General features: G+C 73.8%; 14 protein-coding genes. 5 read left to right on the forward strand and 9 right to left on the reverse strand.

Going from position 1 to position 18,701, the window contains the following annotated elements:
* Positions 1 to 157: 157 nt before the first annotated feature.
* The 5 genes from ilvC to IE170_RS10505 all read right to left on the reverse strand — a co-directional run bounded on the left by ilvC (position 158) and on the right by IE170_RS10505 (position 8,026).
* The gene (gene ilvC, locus IE170_RS10485) at positions 158 to 1,159 is read right to left on the reverse strand and encodes a ketol-acid reductoisomerase (protein WP_125543393.1); all 1,002 of its coding nucleotides are present in this window, start codon (positions 1,157 to 1,159) and stop codon (positions 158 to 160) included.
* Positions 1,160 to 1,253: 94 nt separating this feature from the next.
* Positions 1,254 to 1,778 carry an acetolactate synthase small subunit gene (gene ilvN, locus IE170_RS10490; protein ID WP_189809055.1) on the reverse strand — a complete coding sequence of 175 codons (525 nt, stop codon included), beginning with the start codon at positions 1,776 to 1,778 and terminating at the stop codon, positions 1,254 to 1,256.
* Positions 1,779 to 1,809: 31 nt separating this feature from the next.
* A complete protein-coding gene (locus tag IE170_RS10495; protein ID WP_189809056.1) occupies positions 1,810 to 3,696 on the reverse strand; it encodes an acetolactate synthase large subunit in 1,887 nt (628 codons plus the stop codon).
* A 204-nt stretch (positions 3,697 to 3,900) separates the two neighbouring features.
* Positions 3,901 to 6,741, reverse strand: a complete 2,841-nt coding sequence (locus tag IE170_RS10500) for a putative bifunctional diguanylate cyclase/phosphodiesterase (RefSeq protein ID WP_223857018.1) — start codon at positions 6,739 to 6,741, stop codon at positions 3,901 to 3,903.
* Positions 6,742 to 7,078: 337 nt separating this feature from the next.
* On the reverse strand, positions 7,079 to 8,026 hold the full coding sequence (locus IE170_RS10505) for a 2-hydroxyacid dehydrogenase (protein WP_189809058.1): 948 nt from the start codon (positions 8,024 to 8,026) through the stop codon (positions 7,079 to 7,081).
* Between the two features lie 72 nt (positions 8,027 to 8,098).
* On the opposite strand from IE170_RS10505, the gene IE170_RS10510 reads away from it, so the two are divergent.
* From IE170_RS10510 to IE170_RS10520, 3 genes are all read left to right on the forward strand, one after another.
* The gene (locus tag IE170_RS10510; protein ID WP_189809059.1) at positions 8,099 to 9,106 is read left to right on the forward strand and encodes an aldo/keto reductase; all 1,008 of its coding nucleotides are present in this window, start codon (positions 8,099 to 8,101) and stop codon (positions 9,104 to 9,106) included.
* 172 nt (positions 9,107 to 9,278) lie between these two features.
* Positions 9,279 to 10,520 (forward strand): PQQ-dependent sugar dehydrogenase, encoded by a 1,242-nt coding sequence (locus tag IE170_RS10515; protein WP_189809060.1) that lies wholly within the window; start codon positions 9,279 to 9,281, stop codon positions 10,518 to 10,520.
* A 39-nt stretch (positions 10,521 to 10,559) separates the two neighbouring features.
* Entirely contained in the window at positions 10,560 to 10,739 is a 180-nt protein-coding gene (locus IE170_RS10520) for a DUF6191 domain-containing protein (protein WP_189809061.1), read from the forward strand.
* Here the strand turns inward: IE170_RS10520 and IE170_RS10525 are convergent.
* The 4 genes from IE170_RS10525 to IE170_RS10540 form a co-directional block, all read right to left on the reverse strand.
* Positions 10,702 to 13,758, reverse strand: a complete 3,057-nt coding sequence (locus IE170_RS10525; protein ID WP_189809062.1) for a helix-turn-helix transcriptional regulator — start codon at positions 13,756 to 13,758, stop codon at positions 10,702 to 10,704. The two genes, IE170_RS10520 and IE170_RS10525, sit on opposite strands and share 38 nt — an antisense overlap.
* A 47-nt stretch (positions 13,759 to 13,805) precedes the next feature.
* The gene (locus IE170_RS10530; RefSeq protein WP_189809063.1) at positions 13,806 to 13,973 is read right to left on the reverse strand and encodes a hypothetical protein; all 168 of its coding nucleotides are present in this window, start codon (positions 13,971 to 13,973) and stop codon (positions 13,806 to 13,808) included.
* Between the two features lie 402 nt (positions 13,974 to 14,375).
* Positions 14,376 to 16,616, reverse strand: coding sequence for an MMPL family transporter (locus IE170_RS10535; RefSeq protein ID WP_189809064.1), 2,241 nt, complete (start codon positions 16,614 to 16,616; stop codon positions 14,376 to 14,378).
* A 205-nt stretch (positions 16,617 to 16,821) separates the two neighbouring features.
* Positions 16,822 to 17,217 carry a cupin domain-containing protein gene (locus IE170_RS10540; protein ID WP_189809065.1) on the reverse strand — a complete coding sequence of 132 codons (396 nt, stop codon included), beginning with the start codon at positions 17,215 to 17,217 and terminating at the stop codon, positions 16,822 to 16,824.
* Positions 17,218 to 17,272: 55 nt separating this feature from the next.
* On the opposite strand from IE170_RS10540, the gene IE170_RS10545 reads away from it, so the two are divergent.
* Positions 17,273 to 18,109: a GNAT family N-acetyltransferase gene (locus IE170_RS10545; RefSeq protein ID WP_189809066.1), complete on the forward strand. Its 837-nt coding sequence runs from the start codon at positions 17,273 to 17,275 to the stop codon at positions 18,107 to 18,109.
* A complete protein-coding gene (locus IE170_RS10550) occupies positions 18,106 to 18,627 on the forward strand; it encodes a DinB family protein (RefSeq protein ID WP_189809067.1) in 522 nt (173 codons plus the stop codon). Before IE170_RS10545 ends, IE170_RS10550 begins: the two co-directional genes overlap by 4 nt.
* The last annotated feature ends 74 nt before the right edge of the window (positions 18,628 to 18,701 follow it).

Here is an 18,701-nt window from a genome sequence, read left to right on the forward strand (position 1 = left end):
GTAGTGGCGGATCCGGGCCCGGTTTCCGCCTGTCCGTAAGGATCACCCGTCCGGGGTTGGCCGGGGTGGACAAGCCACGCTGCCGGGGGTCTGCGCTCCTGGCTGCCCGGGGTGCGGCGCGGGGCCGGGGCGGTGTGCGCCCCGGCCCCGCCGCGGATCAGTTCTCTTCGCTGTCGACCCAGCTCATCAGCTTGCGCAGCTTCTTGCCGGTGGTCTCCAGCAGGTGCTCCTCGTCGGCCTTCTTGTACTCGTTGTACTTCGGCAGGCCGGCCTTGTACTCGGCCATCCAGGTGTTGGCGAACTCGCCGCTCTGGATCTCGGCGAGGACCTTCTTCATCTCGGCCTTGGTGGCGTCGGTGATGATGCGGGGACCGGTGACGTAGTCGCCCCACTCGGCGGTCTCGGAGACCGACCAGCGCATCTTCTCCAGGCCGCCCTCGTACATGAGGTCCACGATGAGCTTCAGCTCGTGCAGGCACTCGAAGTAGGCGATCTCCGGCTGGTAGCCGGCCTCGGTCAGCGTCTCGAAACCGGCCTTGACCAGGGCGGAGGCACCACCGCAGAGGACGGCCTGCTCACCGAACAGGTCGGTCTCGGTCTCCTCCTTGAAGGTGGTCTTGATGACGCCGGCGCGGGTGCCGCCGATGCCGGCCGCGTAGGAGAGCGCGAGGTCGAAGGCCTTGCCGGTGGCGTCCTGCTCGACGGCGGCGATGCACGGGACGCCGCGGCCCTCCTCGTACTGGCGGCGGACCAGGTGGCCCGGGCCCTTCGGGGCGACGAGGGCGACGTCCACGTTGGACGGGGGCTTGATGAAGCCGTACCGGACGTTGAAGCCGTGGCCGAAGAAGAGCGCGTCGCCCTCCTTCAGGTGGTCCTTGACGGACTCCTCGTAGATCTCGGCCTGGAGCGGGTCCGGCGCCAGGATCATGATGACGTTCGCCCACTCGGCGGCCTCCGCCACCGGCAGGACCTTCAGCCCCTGCTCCTCGGCCTTCGCCTTGGACTTGGAGCCCTCCTTCAGGCCGACGACGACGTCGACGCCGGAGTCACGCAGCGACAGCGCGTGGGCGTGGCCCTGGCTGCCGTAGCCGATGACCGCGACCTTGCGGCCCTGGATGATGGACAGGTCGGCGTCGTTCTCGTAGAACAGCTCGGCCACTGGGATATCTCCTTGGTGCGCTGGTGTTGCTCCCACCGTACGGCGGGGAACGTGGACGAAGTTTCCTGGTCTCGCGATGCGAGAGCCAAACGGGTCAGGCGCTGCGCTCGAGCGCGCGCAGGCTGCGGTCCGTGATGGACCGTCCGCCGCGCCCGATGGCGATCGTGCCGGACTGGACGAGCTCCTTGATGCCGAACGGCTCCAGCATCTTCAGCATGGCCCCGAGCTTGTCGGCGCCGCCGGTGGCCTCGATGGTGACGGCCTCCGGGGAGACGTCGACGGTCTTGGCGCGGAAGAGCTGCACGATCTCGATGATCTGCGAGCGGGTCTCGTTGTCGGCGCGGACCTTCACCAGGACGAGTTCGCGCTCGATGGCGTTGGACGGCTCCAGCTCGACGATCTTGAGCACGTTGACCAGCTTGTTCAGCTGCTTGGTCACCTGCTCCAGCGGGAGGTCCTCGACGTTCACGACGATCGTGATGCGGGAGATGTCGGGGTGCTCGGTGACGCCGACCGCGAGGGAGTCGATGTTGAACCCGCGGCGGGAGAACAGCGCGGCGATCCGGGCCAGGATGCCGGGGGTGTTCTCGACCAGGACGGAGAGCGTGTGCTTGGACATGTGGGGCGTTCTCTCTCTCGGCTCTTCCGGCTCAGTCGTCTTCGTTGTCGCCGAAGTCGGGACGGACGCCCCGGGCGGCCATGACCTCGTCGTTGGAGGTGCCGGCGGCGACCATCGGCCACACCATGGCGTCCTCGTGGACGATGAAGTCGATGACGACGGGGCGGTCGTTGATGGCGTTGGCCTCGGCGATGACCTTGTCGAGGTCGGCCGGGTCCTCGCAGCGCAGCGCCACGCAGCCCATCGCCTCGGACAGCTTGACGAAGTCCGGGACGCGGGTGCCCTTGCGGGGCGCGGTCGACTCGCCGAGCTGGGAGCCGACGGTGTCGTGGCCGGTGTCGTCGGCGTGCAGCACGGTGTTGGAGTACCGCTGGTTGTAGAACAGGGTCTGCCACTGGCGGACCATGCCCAGTGCGCCGTTGTTGATGATCGCGACCTTGATCGGGATGTTGTTCAGGGCGCAGGTGACGAGCTCCTGATTGGTCATCTGGAAGCAGCCGTCGCCGTCGATCGCCCAGACCGTGCGGTCCGGGGCGCCGACCTTGGCGCCCATCGCGGCGGGAACCGCGTAGCCCATGGTCCCGGCGCCGCCGGAGTTGAGCCAGGTGCGGGGCTCCTCGTACTGGATGAAGTGCGAGGCCCACATCTGGTGCTGGCCGACGCCGGCCGCGAAGACGGTGTGCGGCGGGGCGAGTTCGCCGATGCGCTGGATGACCTGCTGCGGCGAGAGCATGCCGTCGTCGGGGGTGTCGTAGCCCAGCGGGTAGGTCTCGCGCCAGCGGTTGAGGTCCCGCCACCAGGCGGAGTAGTCGCCGGCGTTGCCGTCGCTGTGCTCGGCCTGGATCGCCTGGATCAGGTCGGCGATGACCTCGCGGGCGTCGCCGACGATCGGGACGTCGACCTCGCGGTTCTTGCCGATCTCGGCCGGGTCGATGTCCGCGTGGATGACCTTGGCGTAGGGGGCGAAGCTGTCGAGCTTGCCGGTGACCCGGTCGTCGAAGCGGGTGCCGAGCGCGATCAGCAGGTCGGACTTCTGCAGGGCGGTGACGGCGGTGACCGCGCCGTGCATGCCCGGCATGCCGATGTGCAGCGGGTGGCTGTCGGGGAAGGAGCCCAGCGCCATCAGGGTGGTGGTGACCGGGACGCCTGACAGCTCGGCCAGGACCTTCAGCTCGGCGGTCGCGCCGGACTTCATGACGCCGCCGCCGACGTACAGGACGGGGCGCTTGGCCTGGCAGATGAGTTTGGCGGCCTCGCGGATCTGCTTGGCGTGCGGCTTGGTGACCGGGCGGTAGCCGGGCAGGTCCTGGCTGGGCGGCCAGGAGAAGGCGGTGCGGGCCTGCAGGGCGTCCTTGGCGATGTCGACGAGGACCGGGCCCGGGCGGCCGGTGGACGCGATGTGGAAGGCCTCGGCGATGGTCTTGGGGATGTCCTCGGCCTTGGTGACCAGGAAGTTGTGCTTGGTGATCGGCATGGTGATGCCGACGATGTCCGCCTCCTGGAAGGCGTCGGTGCCGATCGCCTTGGAGGAGACCTGGCCGGTGATCGCGACGAGCGGGACGGAGTCCATGTGCGCGTCGGCGATGGGGGTGACGAGGTTGGTGGCGCCGGGGCCGGAGGTGGCCATGCACACGCCGACCTTGCCGGTGGCCTGCGCATAGCCAGTGGCCGCGTGGCCGGCGCCCTGCTCGTGCCGGACCAGGATGTGGCGGACCTTGGTGCTGTCCATCATCGGGTCGTACGCCGGGAGGATCGCGCCGCCCGGAATGCCGAAGACGGTGTCGCACCCCACCTCTTCGAGAGAGCGGATGAGGGACTGCGCACCCGTGACGTGCTCAACGGCGGCGGGCTGCTGTCCGCCGGAACGGGGCCGCGGCTGCGGATGCTGGGCCCCGGAGGCCTGCTCGGTCATCGGCATTCTCTTCTCGAAGCTGAGGGTTTTACGACGGTTCGAAGGTGTGCCAGTGCAACAAAAAACCCCTCGTGCCGGATGGCAAGCGAGGGGAGCGCGTCGGGTGCACGGAGCGGGGACATGCAGGTCCCGGCTTCAGCCGACGCGCTTTCCAAGTACGAGAATTCGGGTGCGCATGGCACTGACCCTCCCTCCGCCGGGAGGGGGATGTCAAGTAGGTGGGACGGGCGTCTCATTATGTGAGCCTCTCCGGACGGCCATCGCGCCCCCGGACGCACCACCGGCCAGGGCGGGCTCGACCGCCCCGCCCGGTACTGGGAACGTACCGCGCACCAGCGCCCGCCGCAGCCTGTACTCGTCGAGCGGGCCGGAAAACGCCAGTCCCTGGCCGTGCGTGCACCCCATGGACCGCAGGGCCAGCACCTGCTCCGGGAGGTCGACCCCCTCGGCCGTCGACTGCATGCCCAGATCGTTTGCGATGCGCAAGAGGCCCGCGGTGATCTTGCGGAGGCGGGAGGACTCGACGACGCCCGCGACCAGCGCGGGGTCCAGCTTGAGGATGTCCACCGGCAGCCGTCGCAGGGCCCCGATGCCGGCGTAGCCGCTGCCGAAGCCGTCCAGGGCGACCAGGACGCCGAGCCGGCGCAGGGCGGCCAGGCGTCGCTCCAGCTCGTCGAAGGGGACCCGGGGGTCGCTCTCGGCCAGCTCGACGACCAGCGCCCCGGGCGGCAGCCCGTGGCGGCGCAGCAGCGCCTCCAGGGAGCCGGGCGGTCCGGCCCGGTCCAGCAGCCGGTCGGCGCCCATCCGCACGCACACCGGTACGCCGTGCCCCGCCGCGTGCCGCTCGGCCGCCTCGCGGACGGCCTGCTCCAGCAGCCAGCGGGCGATCTCCGCGGGCCGGCCCCGGCCCGCGGCGGACGCACCGTCCGGCCGGTGCGCGGCGGCGGCCGCCTCTGCGGCCGGGGCTCCCTCGCCCTGCTCGGCGACCCTCAGGAACTCGGCCGGGGTGAAGAGGATCCCCTGTCCCGAGCGCCAGCGGGCCTGCGCCGCTACGGCGCTGACCTCGCCCGTCTCCAGGGAGACGACCGGCTGGTGCAGCAGGGCGAACTCGCCGCCTCGCAGCGCCGTCCGCAGCCGTCCCGCCGCTTCCGCCCGCCGTACGGCCTCGGCCTGCATCTGCGGGGCGTACAGCTCGACCCGGTCCTTGCCGCCCGCCTTCGCCCGGTACATCGCGAGGTCTGCGTTCCGCATGAGGTCGGTCGGGGTGATCCCCGGTTCGGCGAAAGCCACGCCGATGCTCGCGGCCACCCGCACCTCGGTCCCGCCGACCCGGTAGGGCCGGGAGAGGGTGGCACGCAGCCGGTCCGCGATCTCGCGGACCTGGTGCTCGCGGGCGCCCCGGTCGCGGCCCGCGTCGCCGGCGATCAGTGCGGCGAACTCGTCGCCGCCGAGGCGGGCTGCGGTGTCCCCGGCGCGCACCGATTCCTGGAGCCGGCGCGCGGCCTCGACGAGCAGCTCGTCCCCGGCGTGGTGGCCGATGGTGTCGTTGACGGCCTTGAAGCCGTCGAGGTCGATGAAGAGGACCGCGGCGCCGCGGTCGCCTGCGCGCCGCCCGGTGAGGGCCCGGCGGACCCGGCGGGTGAACAGGGCCCGGTTCGGGAGGTCGGTGAGCGGGTCGTGCTCGGCGCTGTGCTGGAGCTGGGCCTGGAGCCGGACCCGTTCGGTGACGTCGCGGCTGTTGAGGATGAGGCCGCCCTGGTGGCGGTTGACGGTGGACTCGACGTTGAGCCATTCGCCGCCGCCGGACCGGAAGCGGCACTCGATGCGGGTGGTGGGCTCGTCGGCAGGCTGGGCGGCGAGGAAGCGCCGCACCTCGTGGACGACGCGGCCCAGGTCGTGCGGGTGGATCAGGGCGGCGAGCTCGGTGCCGACGAGCTCCTCCGCCTCGCGGCCGTACACCCCCGCGGCGGCCGGGCTGACGTAGCGGAGCGTTCCGGCCGGGTCGGCGATCATGATGACGTCGCTGGAGCCCTGGACCAGGGAGCGGAAGTGGTTCTCCTTCTGCGCCAGCTCCTGCGTGAGCGCGATGTTGTCGAGGAGCATGATGCCCTGGCGGATGACGAGGGCGAGGACGACGGTGCAGCCGGTGAAGACGACCACGCGGTCGACCTTCCGCCCGTCGACGACGTTGTAGAGGATCCCCAGGGTGCAGACGGCGGCCGCGAGGTACGGCGTCAGCGCGGGCAGCGAGCCGGTGATGGGCCGGCCGGCCTGGCGGTCGGGGAGCCGCCCGGCGGGGCCGGACGGCAGCCGGCGGGCGCCCCAGGGCGCGTACGCGAGGAGGAGCGAGCCGGCGAACCATCCCGCGTCGAGCAGCTGGCCGGACTGGTAGCCCGCGCCCAGCAGCGGCGAGGTGAACAGGGCGTCGCTCAGCACGGTCAGGGCCAGCGCCGCGATGGCGGTGTTGACGGCGGACCGGTTGGCCTCGGAGCGCCGGAAGTGCAGGACGAGCACCATCGAGACGAGGGCGATGTCGAGCAGGGGGTAGGCGAGCGAGAAGGCGGCGCGCGGGACGCTGCCGGCGACGCCCTCCTGCGCGGTCCGCGCGGCGTTGGCGAGGGCGAGGCTCCACGAGAGGGTGAGCAGCGAGCCGCCGATGAGCCAGGAGTCGAGCGCGAGGCACACCCAGCCGGCCCGCGTGACGGGGCGCTTGGCGAGGACGAGCAGGCCGACGATGGCCGGCGGGGCGAAGCAGAGGAAGGCGAAGTCGGCCAGTGACGGCTTGGGCACGGACTCGCCGAGGACGACCTCGTACCAGCCCCAGACGGCGTTGCCGCAGGCTCCCATGAGGGAGGAGAACGCGAAGAGCAGCCAGGCGGGGCGCTCGCGGCTGTCGATGGTCCGCGCGTACGCGTAGCAGGAGACGGCCGCGAGCAGGGCTGCGGCGCTGAGGCCGAAGTCGCCCATGACCTCGGCGAGGTCCTGGGAGCCCCAGCCGAGGGCGGCGCCGACCGCGTAGCCGCCGCTGACGACAGCGAGGAGAAGCTGCATGGCGAGGCTCCTGCCGCCCCCGCAGGCGTGCGGCCGGCCGACCGCGGCCGCGCCCCGGGGGTTCACCGGTCCCCCTCGCAGGCCGGCTCCGGCGCGCCCCTTCGTCGTTTCCGGCGGCTGTGCCGCAGCGGATCCCTGGTCCATTGGCCGTGCATCGCCCGTCGCCCCCCAAAGTGTCCGATCACCCCAGCGCCAGACGTTCGTGGCGCAGCCCCTTGTTCCGGACGATACACCACTTTCGTCACTCAGCGATATAGATGCTTTACGCTGAGTTACCATATGGGGAATTGTGGCCACTGAGCGCGTCCGGACGGATGCGGAGCGTGCGCAACGGGCGTCAGCTGGTGATCAGCACGGTGTTCTCCAGCGGCTCCCCCGCCGCGAACCGGCCGAGCTGGCGGGCCACCAGCCGCTTGGCGCGGGGCTCGAAGGCGGAGCTGCTGCCGCCGACGTGCGGCGTGATGAGGACGTTCGGAGCGTGCCACAGCGGGTGCCCGGCGGGCAGCGGTTCGGGGTCGGTCACGTCGAGGGCCGCGCTCAGCCGGCCCGACTCCAGCTCGGCGAGCAGCGCCCCGGTGTCGACGACCGGCCCGCGGGCGACGTTCACCAGCAGGGCGCCGTCCGCCATGCGCGCCAGGAAGTCCCTGCCCGCGAGGCCGCGCGTCGCGTCGGTGAGCGGGGTGCACAGGATCACGACGTCGGCCTCCGGGAGGAGGCGGGGAAGGTCGTCGAGGGCGTGCACGGGACCGCGCGCGGTGGTGCGCGCCGAGCGCGCGACGCGCATGACCCGCGCGCACTCGAACGCCGCGAGCCGGTCTTCGACGGCCGAGCCGACGGATCCGTGGCCGACGATGAGCACGGACTTGTCGGCGAGGGCGGAGTAGAAGCCGCCGAGCCACTCCTCGCGGTCCTGGCCGCGGACCATGCGGGGGATGCCGCGCAGCGAGGCGAGGACGAGGGTCAGGGCGAGCTCGGCCGTGCTGGCCTCGTGCACGCCGCGGGCGTTGCACAGCCGGACCCCGGCCGGAAGGCGGTCAAGGCCCCCGAGGACGTGGTCGACGCCGGCGGTGAGGGTCTGCACCACCTCGATGTCCGGCATGCCCGCCAGCGGCCGCAGGGTCACCTCGGGCGACTTCATGTACGGGGTGACGTAGAAGGTGCAGTCGGCCGGATCGGCGGGGAAGTCGTCCTCGCCGTCCCAGCGCCGGTAGCGGAAGCAGTCGGGGAGGCCCTCGACCTCCTCCGCCGGGAACGGTAGCCAGACGTCCGGGGTCTTTGCAGTCATGATCACGAGGCTATGCCAAGGGATCGGGATCAAGCCGTTAGGTTGTTGGCGGACGCGGAGGGGGACGCACGGGTGGAGCGCAGGTCGATCGGGGCGGGGGCGCTGGCGGTGGGCGCCGTCGGGCTCGGGTGCATGCCGATGAGCTGGGCCTACGCGCCCTCGCGGCGGCGCGGCGACGAGTCGCTGGCGGCGGTGCACACAGCGCTCGACCTCGGCTGCACCCTGCTCGACACGGCCGACGTGTACGGGCCGTTCACGAACGAGCTGCTGCTCGGCCGGGTGCTGCGCGAGCGGCGCGCGGAGGCGTTCGTCTCCGCCAAGGTGGGACTGCGCGCGGGCGAGCAGCACGTGGTCGCGTGCGGGCGGCCGGAGTACCTCAGGCGGGCCTGCGACGCCTCGCTGCGCCGGCTGCGCACCGACGTCATCGACCTCTACCAGCTGCACCGGGTGGACCCGGAGGTTCCGGTGGAGGAGACCTGGGGCGCGATGGCCGAGCTGGTGGGCGCGGGGAAGGTGCGCGCGCTGGGGTTCTGCGCGCTCGGCGCGGGCGCCGGGCCGGGCGCGGGGCGCCGCGGGGACCCGGCGTACGGGGCGGTGCTGCGGCATCTGGACCGCGTCCAGCAGGTGTTCCCCGTCAGCGCGGTGCAGGCTGAGCTGTCGGTGTGGTCGCAGGAGGCGCTTCGGCGGCTGCTGCCGTGGTGCGCGGCGCGCGGGGTGGGGTTCCTGGCGGCGATGCCGCTGGGCAGCGGGTTCCTGACGGGGACGCTGACCCCGGGGCAGGGCTTCGAGTGGGAGGACGTGCGTGCCAGGCACCCGCGGTTCACCGCGGAGGCGATGGCGACGAACCAGGTGCTGGTCGCGGGCCTGCGGCGGGTGGCCCGGCGGCACGGTCCGCGGGTGACGGCGGCGCAGGTGGCGCTGGCGTGGGTGCTGGCGCAGGGCCCGCAGGTGGTGCCGGTGCCGGGTGCGGACCGGGCGGGCTGGGCTGCGGAGAACGCGCAGGCGGCGGAGGTGCGGCTGACGGCGGCCGACCTGGCGGAGATCGCGGCGCTGCCGGCGGCGGTGGGGGCCTGGGACTGACCCGGGGGGAGCCCGGCACAGGCGCCCTGTCCGGGGAGCCCGCCCGGAGCCCCGACCCAGGACCACTCGATCGGGTGTACGAGTGACGGAACTTCGGGGGGTGTCCGAGTGGTTTGACGGGTGACGGGCACGATCGCGTCGGGCGGTCGAGGGGACCCGAGGGGAGCAGACCATGCGATCAGTTGTTCGGACGGGGCGTCGGGGCGGCGGGGCGGGCGCGGGCCGGCCCGCGGGGCACGGGCGGGCGCGCGGCGTGCTGGCCGCCGTGGCGCTCGCGGGGTGCGGGGCGCTGCTGGCCGGGTGCTCGCCGGAGGGCGGGCCGGCGGGGCCCGCGGGCGCGTCGCCGCCGCGCGGTGCGCCCAGCGGATCGGCGTCGGCGTCGGCGTCGTCCGCGGCGTCGGCGTCGTCCGCGGCGCCGGCGAAGGGCTCGGTGGAGGTCACGGGGGAGATTGCGAGGGACCTGGAGTCCCCGTGGGGTGTGGCCCCCCTGCCCGACGGGGACCTGCTGGTCGCCTCCCGGGACAAGGGCACGATCAGCCGGGTCTCGGCCGCGTCGGGGAAGGCGGTCGTCATCGGGAAGGTGCCCGGTGTCGCGCCCGGCGGTGAGGGCGGGCTGCTGGGGCTGGCCCTGTCCCCGTCGTTCGCGTCCGACCGGATGGTGTACGCCTACTTCACGACGGAGTCCGACAACCGCATCGCCCGCATGCGGTACGACGAGAAGCGCGAGCCGGGCCAGCAGCTGGGCGCGCCCGACACGGTCCTGCGGGGCATCCCGAAGGGGGTCGTGCACAACGGCGGCCGGATCGCGTTCGGCCCGGACCGCATGCTCTACGCGGGGACGGGCGAGACCGGGGAGACGGGCCTCGCGCAGGACCGGAAGTCGCTCGGCGGCAAGATCCTGCGGATGACGCCGGACGGGCAGCCGGTGCACGGCAATCCCGAGCCCGACTCGGTCGTCTACTCCCACGGACACCGCAATGTTCAGGGCCTCGCCTGGGACCAGGACAAGCGGCTGTGGGCGGCGGAGTTCGGCCAGAACACGTGGGACGAGCTGAACCTGATCGAGCCGGGCGCCAACTACGGCTGGCCGCAGGCGGAGGGCAAGGCGGGCCTGGCGGGCATGCGCGACCCGGTCGCCGTGTGGCGGACGGACGAGGCCTCCCCCAGCGGCATCGCCGTCGCCCGGGGTTCGGTGTGGATGGCCGGGCTGAAGGGCGAGCGGCTGTGGCGGATCCCGCTGGCCGGGGACAGACCGGCGGCCGAGCCCGAGGCGTTCCTGCAGGGCAGGTACGGCCGGCTGCGGTCGGTGGTGGCCCTCGGCGGGGACAGGCTGCTGCTGGTGACGAGCGAGACGGACCGCCGCGGATCCCCCGAGGCGGGCGACGACAGGATCCTGACCCTGACGGTCAGGTGACCGGTGTGCCCCGGCGGGGGCGGAAGGTGCGGTGGCGCGGTGTTCAACCTGATCGAGGAACTGTTCAACCCGGGGCGCAGGCACACGGACGAGGAGCGCAAGCGGCTGGAGCTGTCCCGGACGGACGTCGCGGACGGTGATCCGGGGCGCGGGCCGATAGACCTGGAATCCGGGAAGGTCCTCATACGCCGCGGGGAGCAGGCCCCTCCGGCGGAGTGAGGCCCGGCAGCAGCCGCAGCCGGTGGGCGAGGGCCGCTGCCTCGCCGCGGCCGGACACGCCCAGCTTGGCCAGGATGTTGGAGACGTGGACGCTGGCCGTCTTCGGGGAGATGAAGAGCTCCTCGGCGATCCGCCGGTTGGTGTTCCCCGCCGCCACCAGGAGCAGGACGTCGCGTTCGCGGCTGGTCAGGCCGAAGGCGTCGGCCGGGTCGGTGTCCACGGCCGGCGGGGCGGCCGGGGCGGGGGGCGGTGCGGGCGACAGGCGTGCGCGCTGCGCGAGCAGCGCCAGGTCCTCGCGCAGGCGGCGGGAGCCGAGCCGCTCGGCGGTGGCGTGGGCCTGGCGCAGCAGCAGGGCGGCGGCCTCCCGGTCGGCGCCGGCGGAGAGGAGGGCTTCGGCGAGCCGGTGGCGGGCGCGGGCCAGCAGGTGGGGGCGGTCCAGCGGCCGCAGGGCCGACTCCACTTCGGTCCAGTCCGCGGCGGTGTCGCGGGCCTCGGCGCGCGCTGCCTCGGCCCGGAAGAACGCGGCGTAAGCGGCCCACACGGGGACCGGGGCGATCAGGTTGCGGGCGGCGCCGCGCAGCAGGGCGAGGGCGTCGGCGCGGCCGGCGTCGGCGGCGGGCAGTCCGCGGGCATCCGCCTCGGCGGAGGCGGCGGCGAGCAGCAGCGGCCAGGCGTAGCGGTGCTGTCCGAGGGGGAAGCCGCGGGTGATCGCGGCTGCGGCCTCGGTGCGGACGTCGGCGAGGCGGCCCTCGCCCGCGGCGACGCCGACCGCGAGGCGGCTCAGCGGGATCCGGTGCTGGGGCTGGTTGTCGTGGGTGCCGAAGTGGGCGCGGGCGTCGGCGAGCCGCGCGGCGGCCTCGGTGAGTTCGCCGCGGGCGAGGGCGAGGTGGGCGAGCCGGGCCGCCGCCGAGCCGCGGGGGGCCGCACTCTGCCCGATCAGCAGGGCCCGGTGGGCGGCCTCGGCGGCCTCTTCCCAGCGGCCGAGGCTGTAGAGGCTCTCGGCCATGTTGCCGCGGACCCAGGCCTCGGTGTCCATCATGCGGGCGGCCCGCACCAGTTCGACGCCCCGTTCGGCCAGTTCCACGGCCTCGCGGGAGCGTCCCAGTGATTCGAGTTGGGAGGTGAGGTTGATGTGGGCGCGACCCGCGATCGGGACCAGGCCCAGTTCGGTGGCCCGTTCCCGGACCGCGTGCATCTCGGCGAGGCCGCGTTCCGGGTCGCCGGAGTCGGTGAGCAGGCAGCCGACGGTGATGCGGGCGCTGAGTTCGATGTCCTCGGCGCCGACCATCCGCGCGTACTCGACGGCGCGTTCGGCGGCGGTGATGTTGCCGGGGCCCGGGTCGTGGAGCATGCCCCAGCCGGCGGCCCGGACGAGGACCTCGGCGTGCACCTGGGAGGGCGGCAGGCCCTGGACGAGCTTGCGGGCCTTGGCGATCTCGTCCCAGCCGTCGCCGCGGCCGACGCCGGCGACGAGGCGGGAGCGCTCGGTCCAGAACCATGCCGCGCGCAGGGGGTCCTCGTCCTCCTCCAGCAGGCGCAGGGCCGTCTTGGAGATCTTCAGGCCGCGTTCGCGGTCGCCGCCGTAGCGTGCGGCGACGGTCGCCTCGGCCAGCAGGTCGAGCCGCTGGAGGGGAGCCGAGGCGGGGTCGCATCCGCAGGGCGGGTAGATCTCGGTGTAGTCGGCGGGGCGCAGTGACTCGCGGACCTCCGGGGGTGCGGCGTCCCACAGGTCGACGGCCCGCTCCAGCAGCCGGAGCTGTTCGGAGTAGGCGTGCCGGCGGCGGGCGGCGACGGACGCCGCGAGCACCGCGGGCAGCGCCTTGGCGGGGTCGTTCGCGTAGTACCAGTGGCTGGCGAGGCGGATGACGCGTTCGTCGGCGCGGGCGAGGGTGTCGTCGGCCTCCATGGCCTCGGCGTAGCGGCGGTTGACGCGGGCGCGCTCGCCGGGCAGGAGGTCGTCGCTGACGGCCTCGCGGACGAGGGAGTGGCGGAAGCGGTAGCCGTCCCCGTCGGAGGTCGCGGCGAGGATGTTCGCTCCAACCGCGGCGCGGAGGGCCTCGATGAGCTCGTCCTCGGTGAGCCCGGCGACGGCGCGCAGCAGCGGGTACTCGACGGTGGAGCCGCCCTCGGCGACGATCCGCAGGACGCGCTGGGCGGCCTCGGGGAGGACCTCGACCCGGACGAGGAGGAGGTCGCGCAGGGACTCGGTGAGCCCGGTACGGCAGCCGTTCGCCCGGGAGGCGACGAGTTCCTCGACGAAGAAGGCGTTGCCGTCGGAGCGGTCGAAGACGGAGTCGACGAAGGCTTCGTCGGGCTGGGCGGCGAGGATCCCGGCGAGCTGGCGGCGTACTTCGGCCCGGTTGAAGCGGGGCAGCTCGATGCGCTGGACGGTGCGCATCCGGTCGAGTTCGGCGAGGAGGGGGCGCAGGGGGTGGCGGCGGTGGACGTCGTCGGCGCGGTAGGTCGCGATGAGGACGAGCCGGCCGCCGGCGAGGGTGCGGAAGAGGTAGGCGAGGAGGTGGCGGGTGGAGGTGTCGGCCCAGTGCAGGTCTTCCAGGACCAGGACGAGGGTGCGTTCGGCGGCGAGGCGCTCCAGCATCCGGGCGGTCAGCTCGAAGAGGCGGGCGGTGCTCTCCTCGTCGTGCGGGCCGCGGGGCGTCTCGCCGAGCTCGGGGAGGATGCGCGCGAGTTCGCCCTCCTGGCCGGCGGCCGCGGCGGCCAGCTCGCCGGGGAGGGCGCGGTGGAGGCTGCGCAGGGCCGTGGAGAAGGGGGCGAAGGGAAGTCCCTCCGCCCCGATCTCGACGCAGCCGCCGACGGCGACGACGGCGCCCCCGCGGGCGGCCTCGTCGAGGAACTCCTCGGTGAGGCGGGTCTTGCCGACGCCTGCCTCGCCGCCGATCAGCAGGGCCTGGGGTTCGCCGCCGGCGGCCCGCGCCAATGCTCCGGTGAGCACGGCGAGTTCGTCGGCCCGGCCGACGAACACCGGGCTGCTGGATCTTGTCTCCACGCCGCCGAGCATCGCACAGGCTTCCGGGCCGGCGGCACCCCGTCCCGCTGCGCCGGGCGTCATGCGGCGCGTGCGAAGCGGCCCCGCTGTCCCCTCACCCCGCTTTCGGGTTCCCGGCGGCGAGAGGAGGCGCGGCGCGCGGCCTCGGCCTCGCGGGCCCGGCGGTAGTCGTCGGCCTCGCGGATCAGGTCGGCGCGGCGGAGGGCGGCCATCTCGTACTCGAACATGCGGTGCTCCCTGGTTGCGGTCTGCGGTCACCTCGGTCGGTGTGGTCCGAGTGTCGCGTTCCGGGGGGTGCGGGCACATCGGGCGGATGCCGCATGTGCGGGGGCGGGACCGCCTTAGATCCCGCGCGCCCCTCCCCTAGACCGCCGCCGGCCCGCCCCGGCGCCGGGGTTCGGGTCGCCTCTTTCGGATTGCCGGTCGAGCCCGCTTCGTCCGGTGCCGGCGTATCGCGAGGCGGAGGGTCGTCCGCGTGACGGGGTGCGCGGACGACCCGACGACGCGGCGAGGCGCGGCGCCGGACGACGCGGATCCGGGGGCACCCCCCGGGGGGGGAGCCGGCAGAGCAGGAGCCGAAAGGGCCGCCCTGGAGCCGCCGCGGCGGCGTACGGGCCGGGGAGCCGGGGTCAGCGGGAGGGGGCGGTGGGTTCGGCGCCGTCCTCGGCCGGGGCGGTCGTGCGCTGGGCGGGGAGGGCCGCGGCGGGGGCGGTCTCCGGCGGTTCGATGCTGATGCGCGGCAGGCGGCGCTCCAGCCAGGCCGGCAGCCACCAGTTCGCACCGCCGAGCAGGTGCATGAGCGCGGGGACGAGGAGGGTGCGCAGGACGAAGGCGTCGAGGGCGACGGCGGCGGCGAGGGCGATGCCGAACATGGCGATGATCCGGTCGCCGCTGAGCACGAAGGCCAGGAACACGGAGATCATGATGACGGCGGCCGAGTTGATCACCCGGCTGGTCTCGGCGAGGCCGACGCGGACGGCGCGGCGGTTGTCGCCGGTCTCCAGCCACTCCTCGTACATCCGGCTGACGAGGAAGACCTGGTAGTCCATGGAGAGCCCGAAGAGGACCGACACCATGATCACGGGGAGGAAGGGCTCGATCGGGCCGGCGCTGCCCAGCCCCATCGCCTCGCTGCCCCAGCCCCACTGGAAGATCGCGACGACGACGCCGAAGGAGGAGGCGACCGCGGCGACGTTCATGGCCGCGGCCTTGAGGGGGATGCCGATCGACCGGAAGGCGAGCAGGAGCAGGACGCAGCCGAGGACGATGACGACGCCGACGAAGAGGGGGAGCTTGCCGACGATGACGTCCGCGAAGTCGTCGTAGCCGGCGGTCACGCCGCCGACGCGGACCTCCATGCCGGTGCCCTCGCGGGCGGCGGGGACGACGTCCTCGCGCAGGTGGGCGACGAGCTCGCTGGTGGCCCGGGACTGCGGTGCCGACTCGGGCACGACGGTGACGACGGCGGTGTCGCCGCTGCGGTTGAGGACGGCGGGGCCGGCCGAGGCGACGCCCTCGGCGCCGCGCAGTGCCTCGGCGAGGCGTTCGGCGGCGATCCGGTCGCCGGCGCCGTCGAGGCGGGCGACGACCGTGAGGGGGCCGTTGACGCCGGGGCCGAAGCCGTCGGCGAGAAGGTCGTAGGCCTGCCGGGTGGTGCTGGTGCCCGGGTTGTTGCCCTGGTCCGAGGTGCCCAGGTGGAGGGAGAACGTCGGCAGGGCGAGCACCGCCATGGCGGCGGCGGCCAGGAGGCCCAGCTTCTTGGGGTGCCGCTCGACGAAGGCGGACCAGCGGGCGGCGAACCCGGTGGGCAGCTCCGGCTGCGGGCCGTCGGCGGCGAGGCGGCGGCGCTCGCGCCGCGAGAGGGCGCTCATCCCGATGTACGACAGGAGGGCGGGCAGCAGGGTGACCGAGGCGGCGACGGTGAGGACGACGGTCAGCGAGGCGGCTATCGCGACGCCGTTCAGGAAGCTCAGCCGCAGCACGAGCATGCCCAGCAGGGCGATGCAGACGGTGGCGCCGGCGAAGACGACGGCCCTGCCCGTGGTGGCGACGGCCTGCTCGGCTGCCTCGGCGACGCCCGCTCCGCGCCGCAGGGCCTTGCGGTGCCGGGTGACGATGAACAGCGCGTAGTCGATGCCGACGCCCAGTCCGACGAGGGTGCCGAGCATGGGGGCGAAGTCCGCGACGGCCATGGCGTGACCGAGCAGCGCGATGCCGAAGTAGGCGGTGCCGACGGAGACCAGGGCCGTCGCTATGGGGAGGAGGCTGGCCGCGAGCGAGCCGAAGGCGAGGAAGAGGACGAGGGCGGCGACGGCCACGCCGATGGCCTCGGCGAGGTGGGCCTTGGGCGCCTCGGTCAGGCCGATCGCCCGGCCGCCGAGCTCGACCTGGACGCCGTCCGCCTCGGTGGCGGCGTTCTTGGCGGCGGCGACGACCGCCTCGGCCTGCGCCATGGGGACGGCGTCCGCCTGCCGGTCGAAGGTCACCACGGCGTAGGCGGTACGCCCGTCGGCGCTGATCTGCGCGGCGCTCTCGGGCCCGGGCCCGTACGGTCCGGCGACGGAGCCGACGCCGGGCAGCTCCGCGATGGTGTCGAGGGCCCGGGTCATGCGCTGCTCGACGCCGGGTGAGCGGGCCGTCAGGTGCGCGGGGGTCCGCCACACGACGGTGTCGGTGTCGCCGCCCTGGCCGGGGAAGCCCTCGCGGAGGAGGGCGTGGGCCCGGCTGGACTCGGTGCCGGGGACCTCGTAGTCGGTGGAGAAGGCCGTTCCTGCGGCCACGGCGGCCGCGGCGGTCCCGCCGAGGGCGAGCAGCCAGATCAGGACGGTGGCCAGCCGGTGCCGCATGCACCACCGAGCTATTGCTGCCAACGGACGTGCTCCCTGGTGGGTCGGATCTTCACCGGGAGGCAGCCCGATGCGAAGAACACTGGAACGCGTGAAGGCCGGGCCGGGCTCCCGGGAGGGTCGCTCCTGGGGCGGCCGGGATGGTGCGCACGCATACGATCGCAGCCATCGGTGATCGTTGGTCCGTTTCGTGTGCATCGTCACAGATGCGCACGCCTCGGCAGACGGGTCAGCCCTGCCGCTCCGGCGGCGGCGCCGGCTCGTCGATGCGGTAGCCGGGGACTGACGGCCAGCGGACCGTGAGGACCACCGACTCCTCCTCCGCGTACCAGGAGTGGTCGACACCGCGGCCCCACACCACGTAGTCGCCCTGTTCGGCGAGGACGACGTCCCGGTGGGGGAACTCCATCCGGAAGCGGCCGCTGATCAGGACCAGCAGGGCGGTGCGCTCCTCCCCCGTCGTCCACTGCGCCCGCGCGTCCCCCTTGGGGTGGACGCCCCACTTGATCTCCACGTCCGCGCTGTGGCGCGGATCGCCGGGGTCCTTGAAGTGCCCGAGGAGCCAGCCGCGGTCGGCGGCGGCGTCGGGGGCGGCCTTGCCGGTGTGGATGCAGAGGTCGTTCACGGGGGTGAGGCTAATGCAGTTGCGCGGACCGGTGCTCCGGTGGTCGGCTGCCGCCATGCGAAGCGATCACGAGGGCCGGGCGCGCCTCCTGGCGGCGTACGACCGCCATGTGCGCGAGGGCGCGCCCCCCGACATGCCCGGGGCCCGGGTCGAGCGGGCGGGGCGGGTGGTCCGGCAGACCTCGCCGGGCAGCGGCTGGAACGGGGTGCTCTGGTCGGACCTCGACGACGACACGGCGGACGCGGCGATCGCCGCGCAGGTGGCGTACTACGCGGGCCGCGGCTGCGGCTTCGAGTGGAAGCTGTACGGTCACGACCGCCCGGCCGGTCTGGAAGCACGGCTGCGCGCAGCGGGCTTCACCCCCGAGCCGGCCGAGACGGTGCTGGTGGGGCGGACGGAGGAGCTCGCCGCGCTGCCGGTGGAGCCGCCCGCCGGCATCACGCTGCACGCGGTGGCCGACGAGGCCGGCGCGGATCTGATGGAGCGCGTCCACACGGAGGCCTTCGGCCGGCACCGTCCCGGCATCCGCGAGCTGGTGGTGGAACGGCTGCGCGGGGCGCCGGAGACGATCGCCGCCGTGGTGGCCGTGGCCGGCGGCGACCCGGTGAGCGCGGCCCGGATGGAAATGCAGCCGGGCAGCCCGTTCGCCGGCCTGTGGGGCGGGGGCACGGTGCCCGCATGGCGCGGCCGGGGCGTCTACCGCCTGCTGGTGGCCCACCGCGCGCGGATCGCCGCGGCGCGCGGGATCCCGTACCTGCACGTGGACGCCTCCGCCCAGAGCCGGCCGATCCTGGAGCGGCTGGGCTTCGACGTCCTCGGCACGACGGTGCCGTACGTGTGGGAACCCGCCACCGCCGCCACCGGCCCCGCACCCGACCCCGACCCGTCATGAGAAAGGGCCACCCGCCCGTGGAACGCATCGACCCGCCCCTGACCGGCGGTGAGCGCGAGACCCTGCGCGCCTACCTCGACTACCACCGCGCCACCCTGGCCCTGAAGTGCGAGGGCCTCACCGACGAGCAGCTGCGGCGCCGTTCGATGCCGCCGTCGACCCTGTCGCTGATGGGCCTGGTCCGCCACATGGCCGAGGTGGAGCGCCACTGGTTCCGCCGCACGCTGGGCGGTGCCGACGTGCCCCACCTGTGGTCGGACAGCGGTGACTTCCAGGCCGCCTACGACCCGGAGGGCTGCGGCCGCGAGGAGGCGTTCGCCGCGTGGCACGCGGAGGTCGCGCACGCGCGGCGCGTGGAGGAGGCTGCCGAGTCGCTCGATGTCACGGTGTTCGTGCGCAGTTGGGGGCAGGAGGCCTCGCTGCGGCTGCTCATGCTGCACATGGTCCACGAGTACGCCCGGCACAACGGCCACGCCGACTTCCTGCGGGAGGCCGTCGACGGCGCCACCGGGGCCTGACCGGCCGACCCGGGCGTCCGCCTCCACACCCGCCCCCCCTACACTTAGGCGAGCCTAACCTAACGCCTTGGGGA

The sequence above is a fragment of the Streptomyces toxytricini genome (genome assembly GCF_014649915.1).
In the GTDB taxonomy this organism is placed as follows: Bacteria; Actinomycetota; Actinomycetes; order Streptomycetales; family Streptomycetaceae; genus Streptomyces; species Streptomyces toxytricini.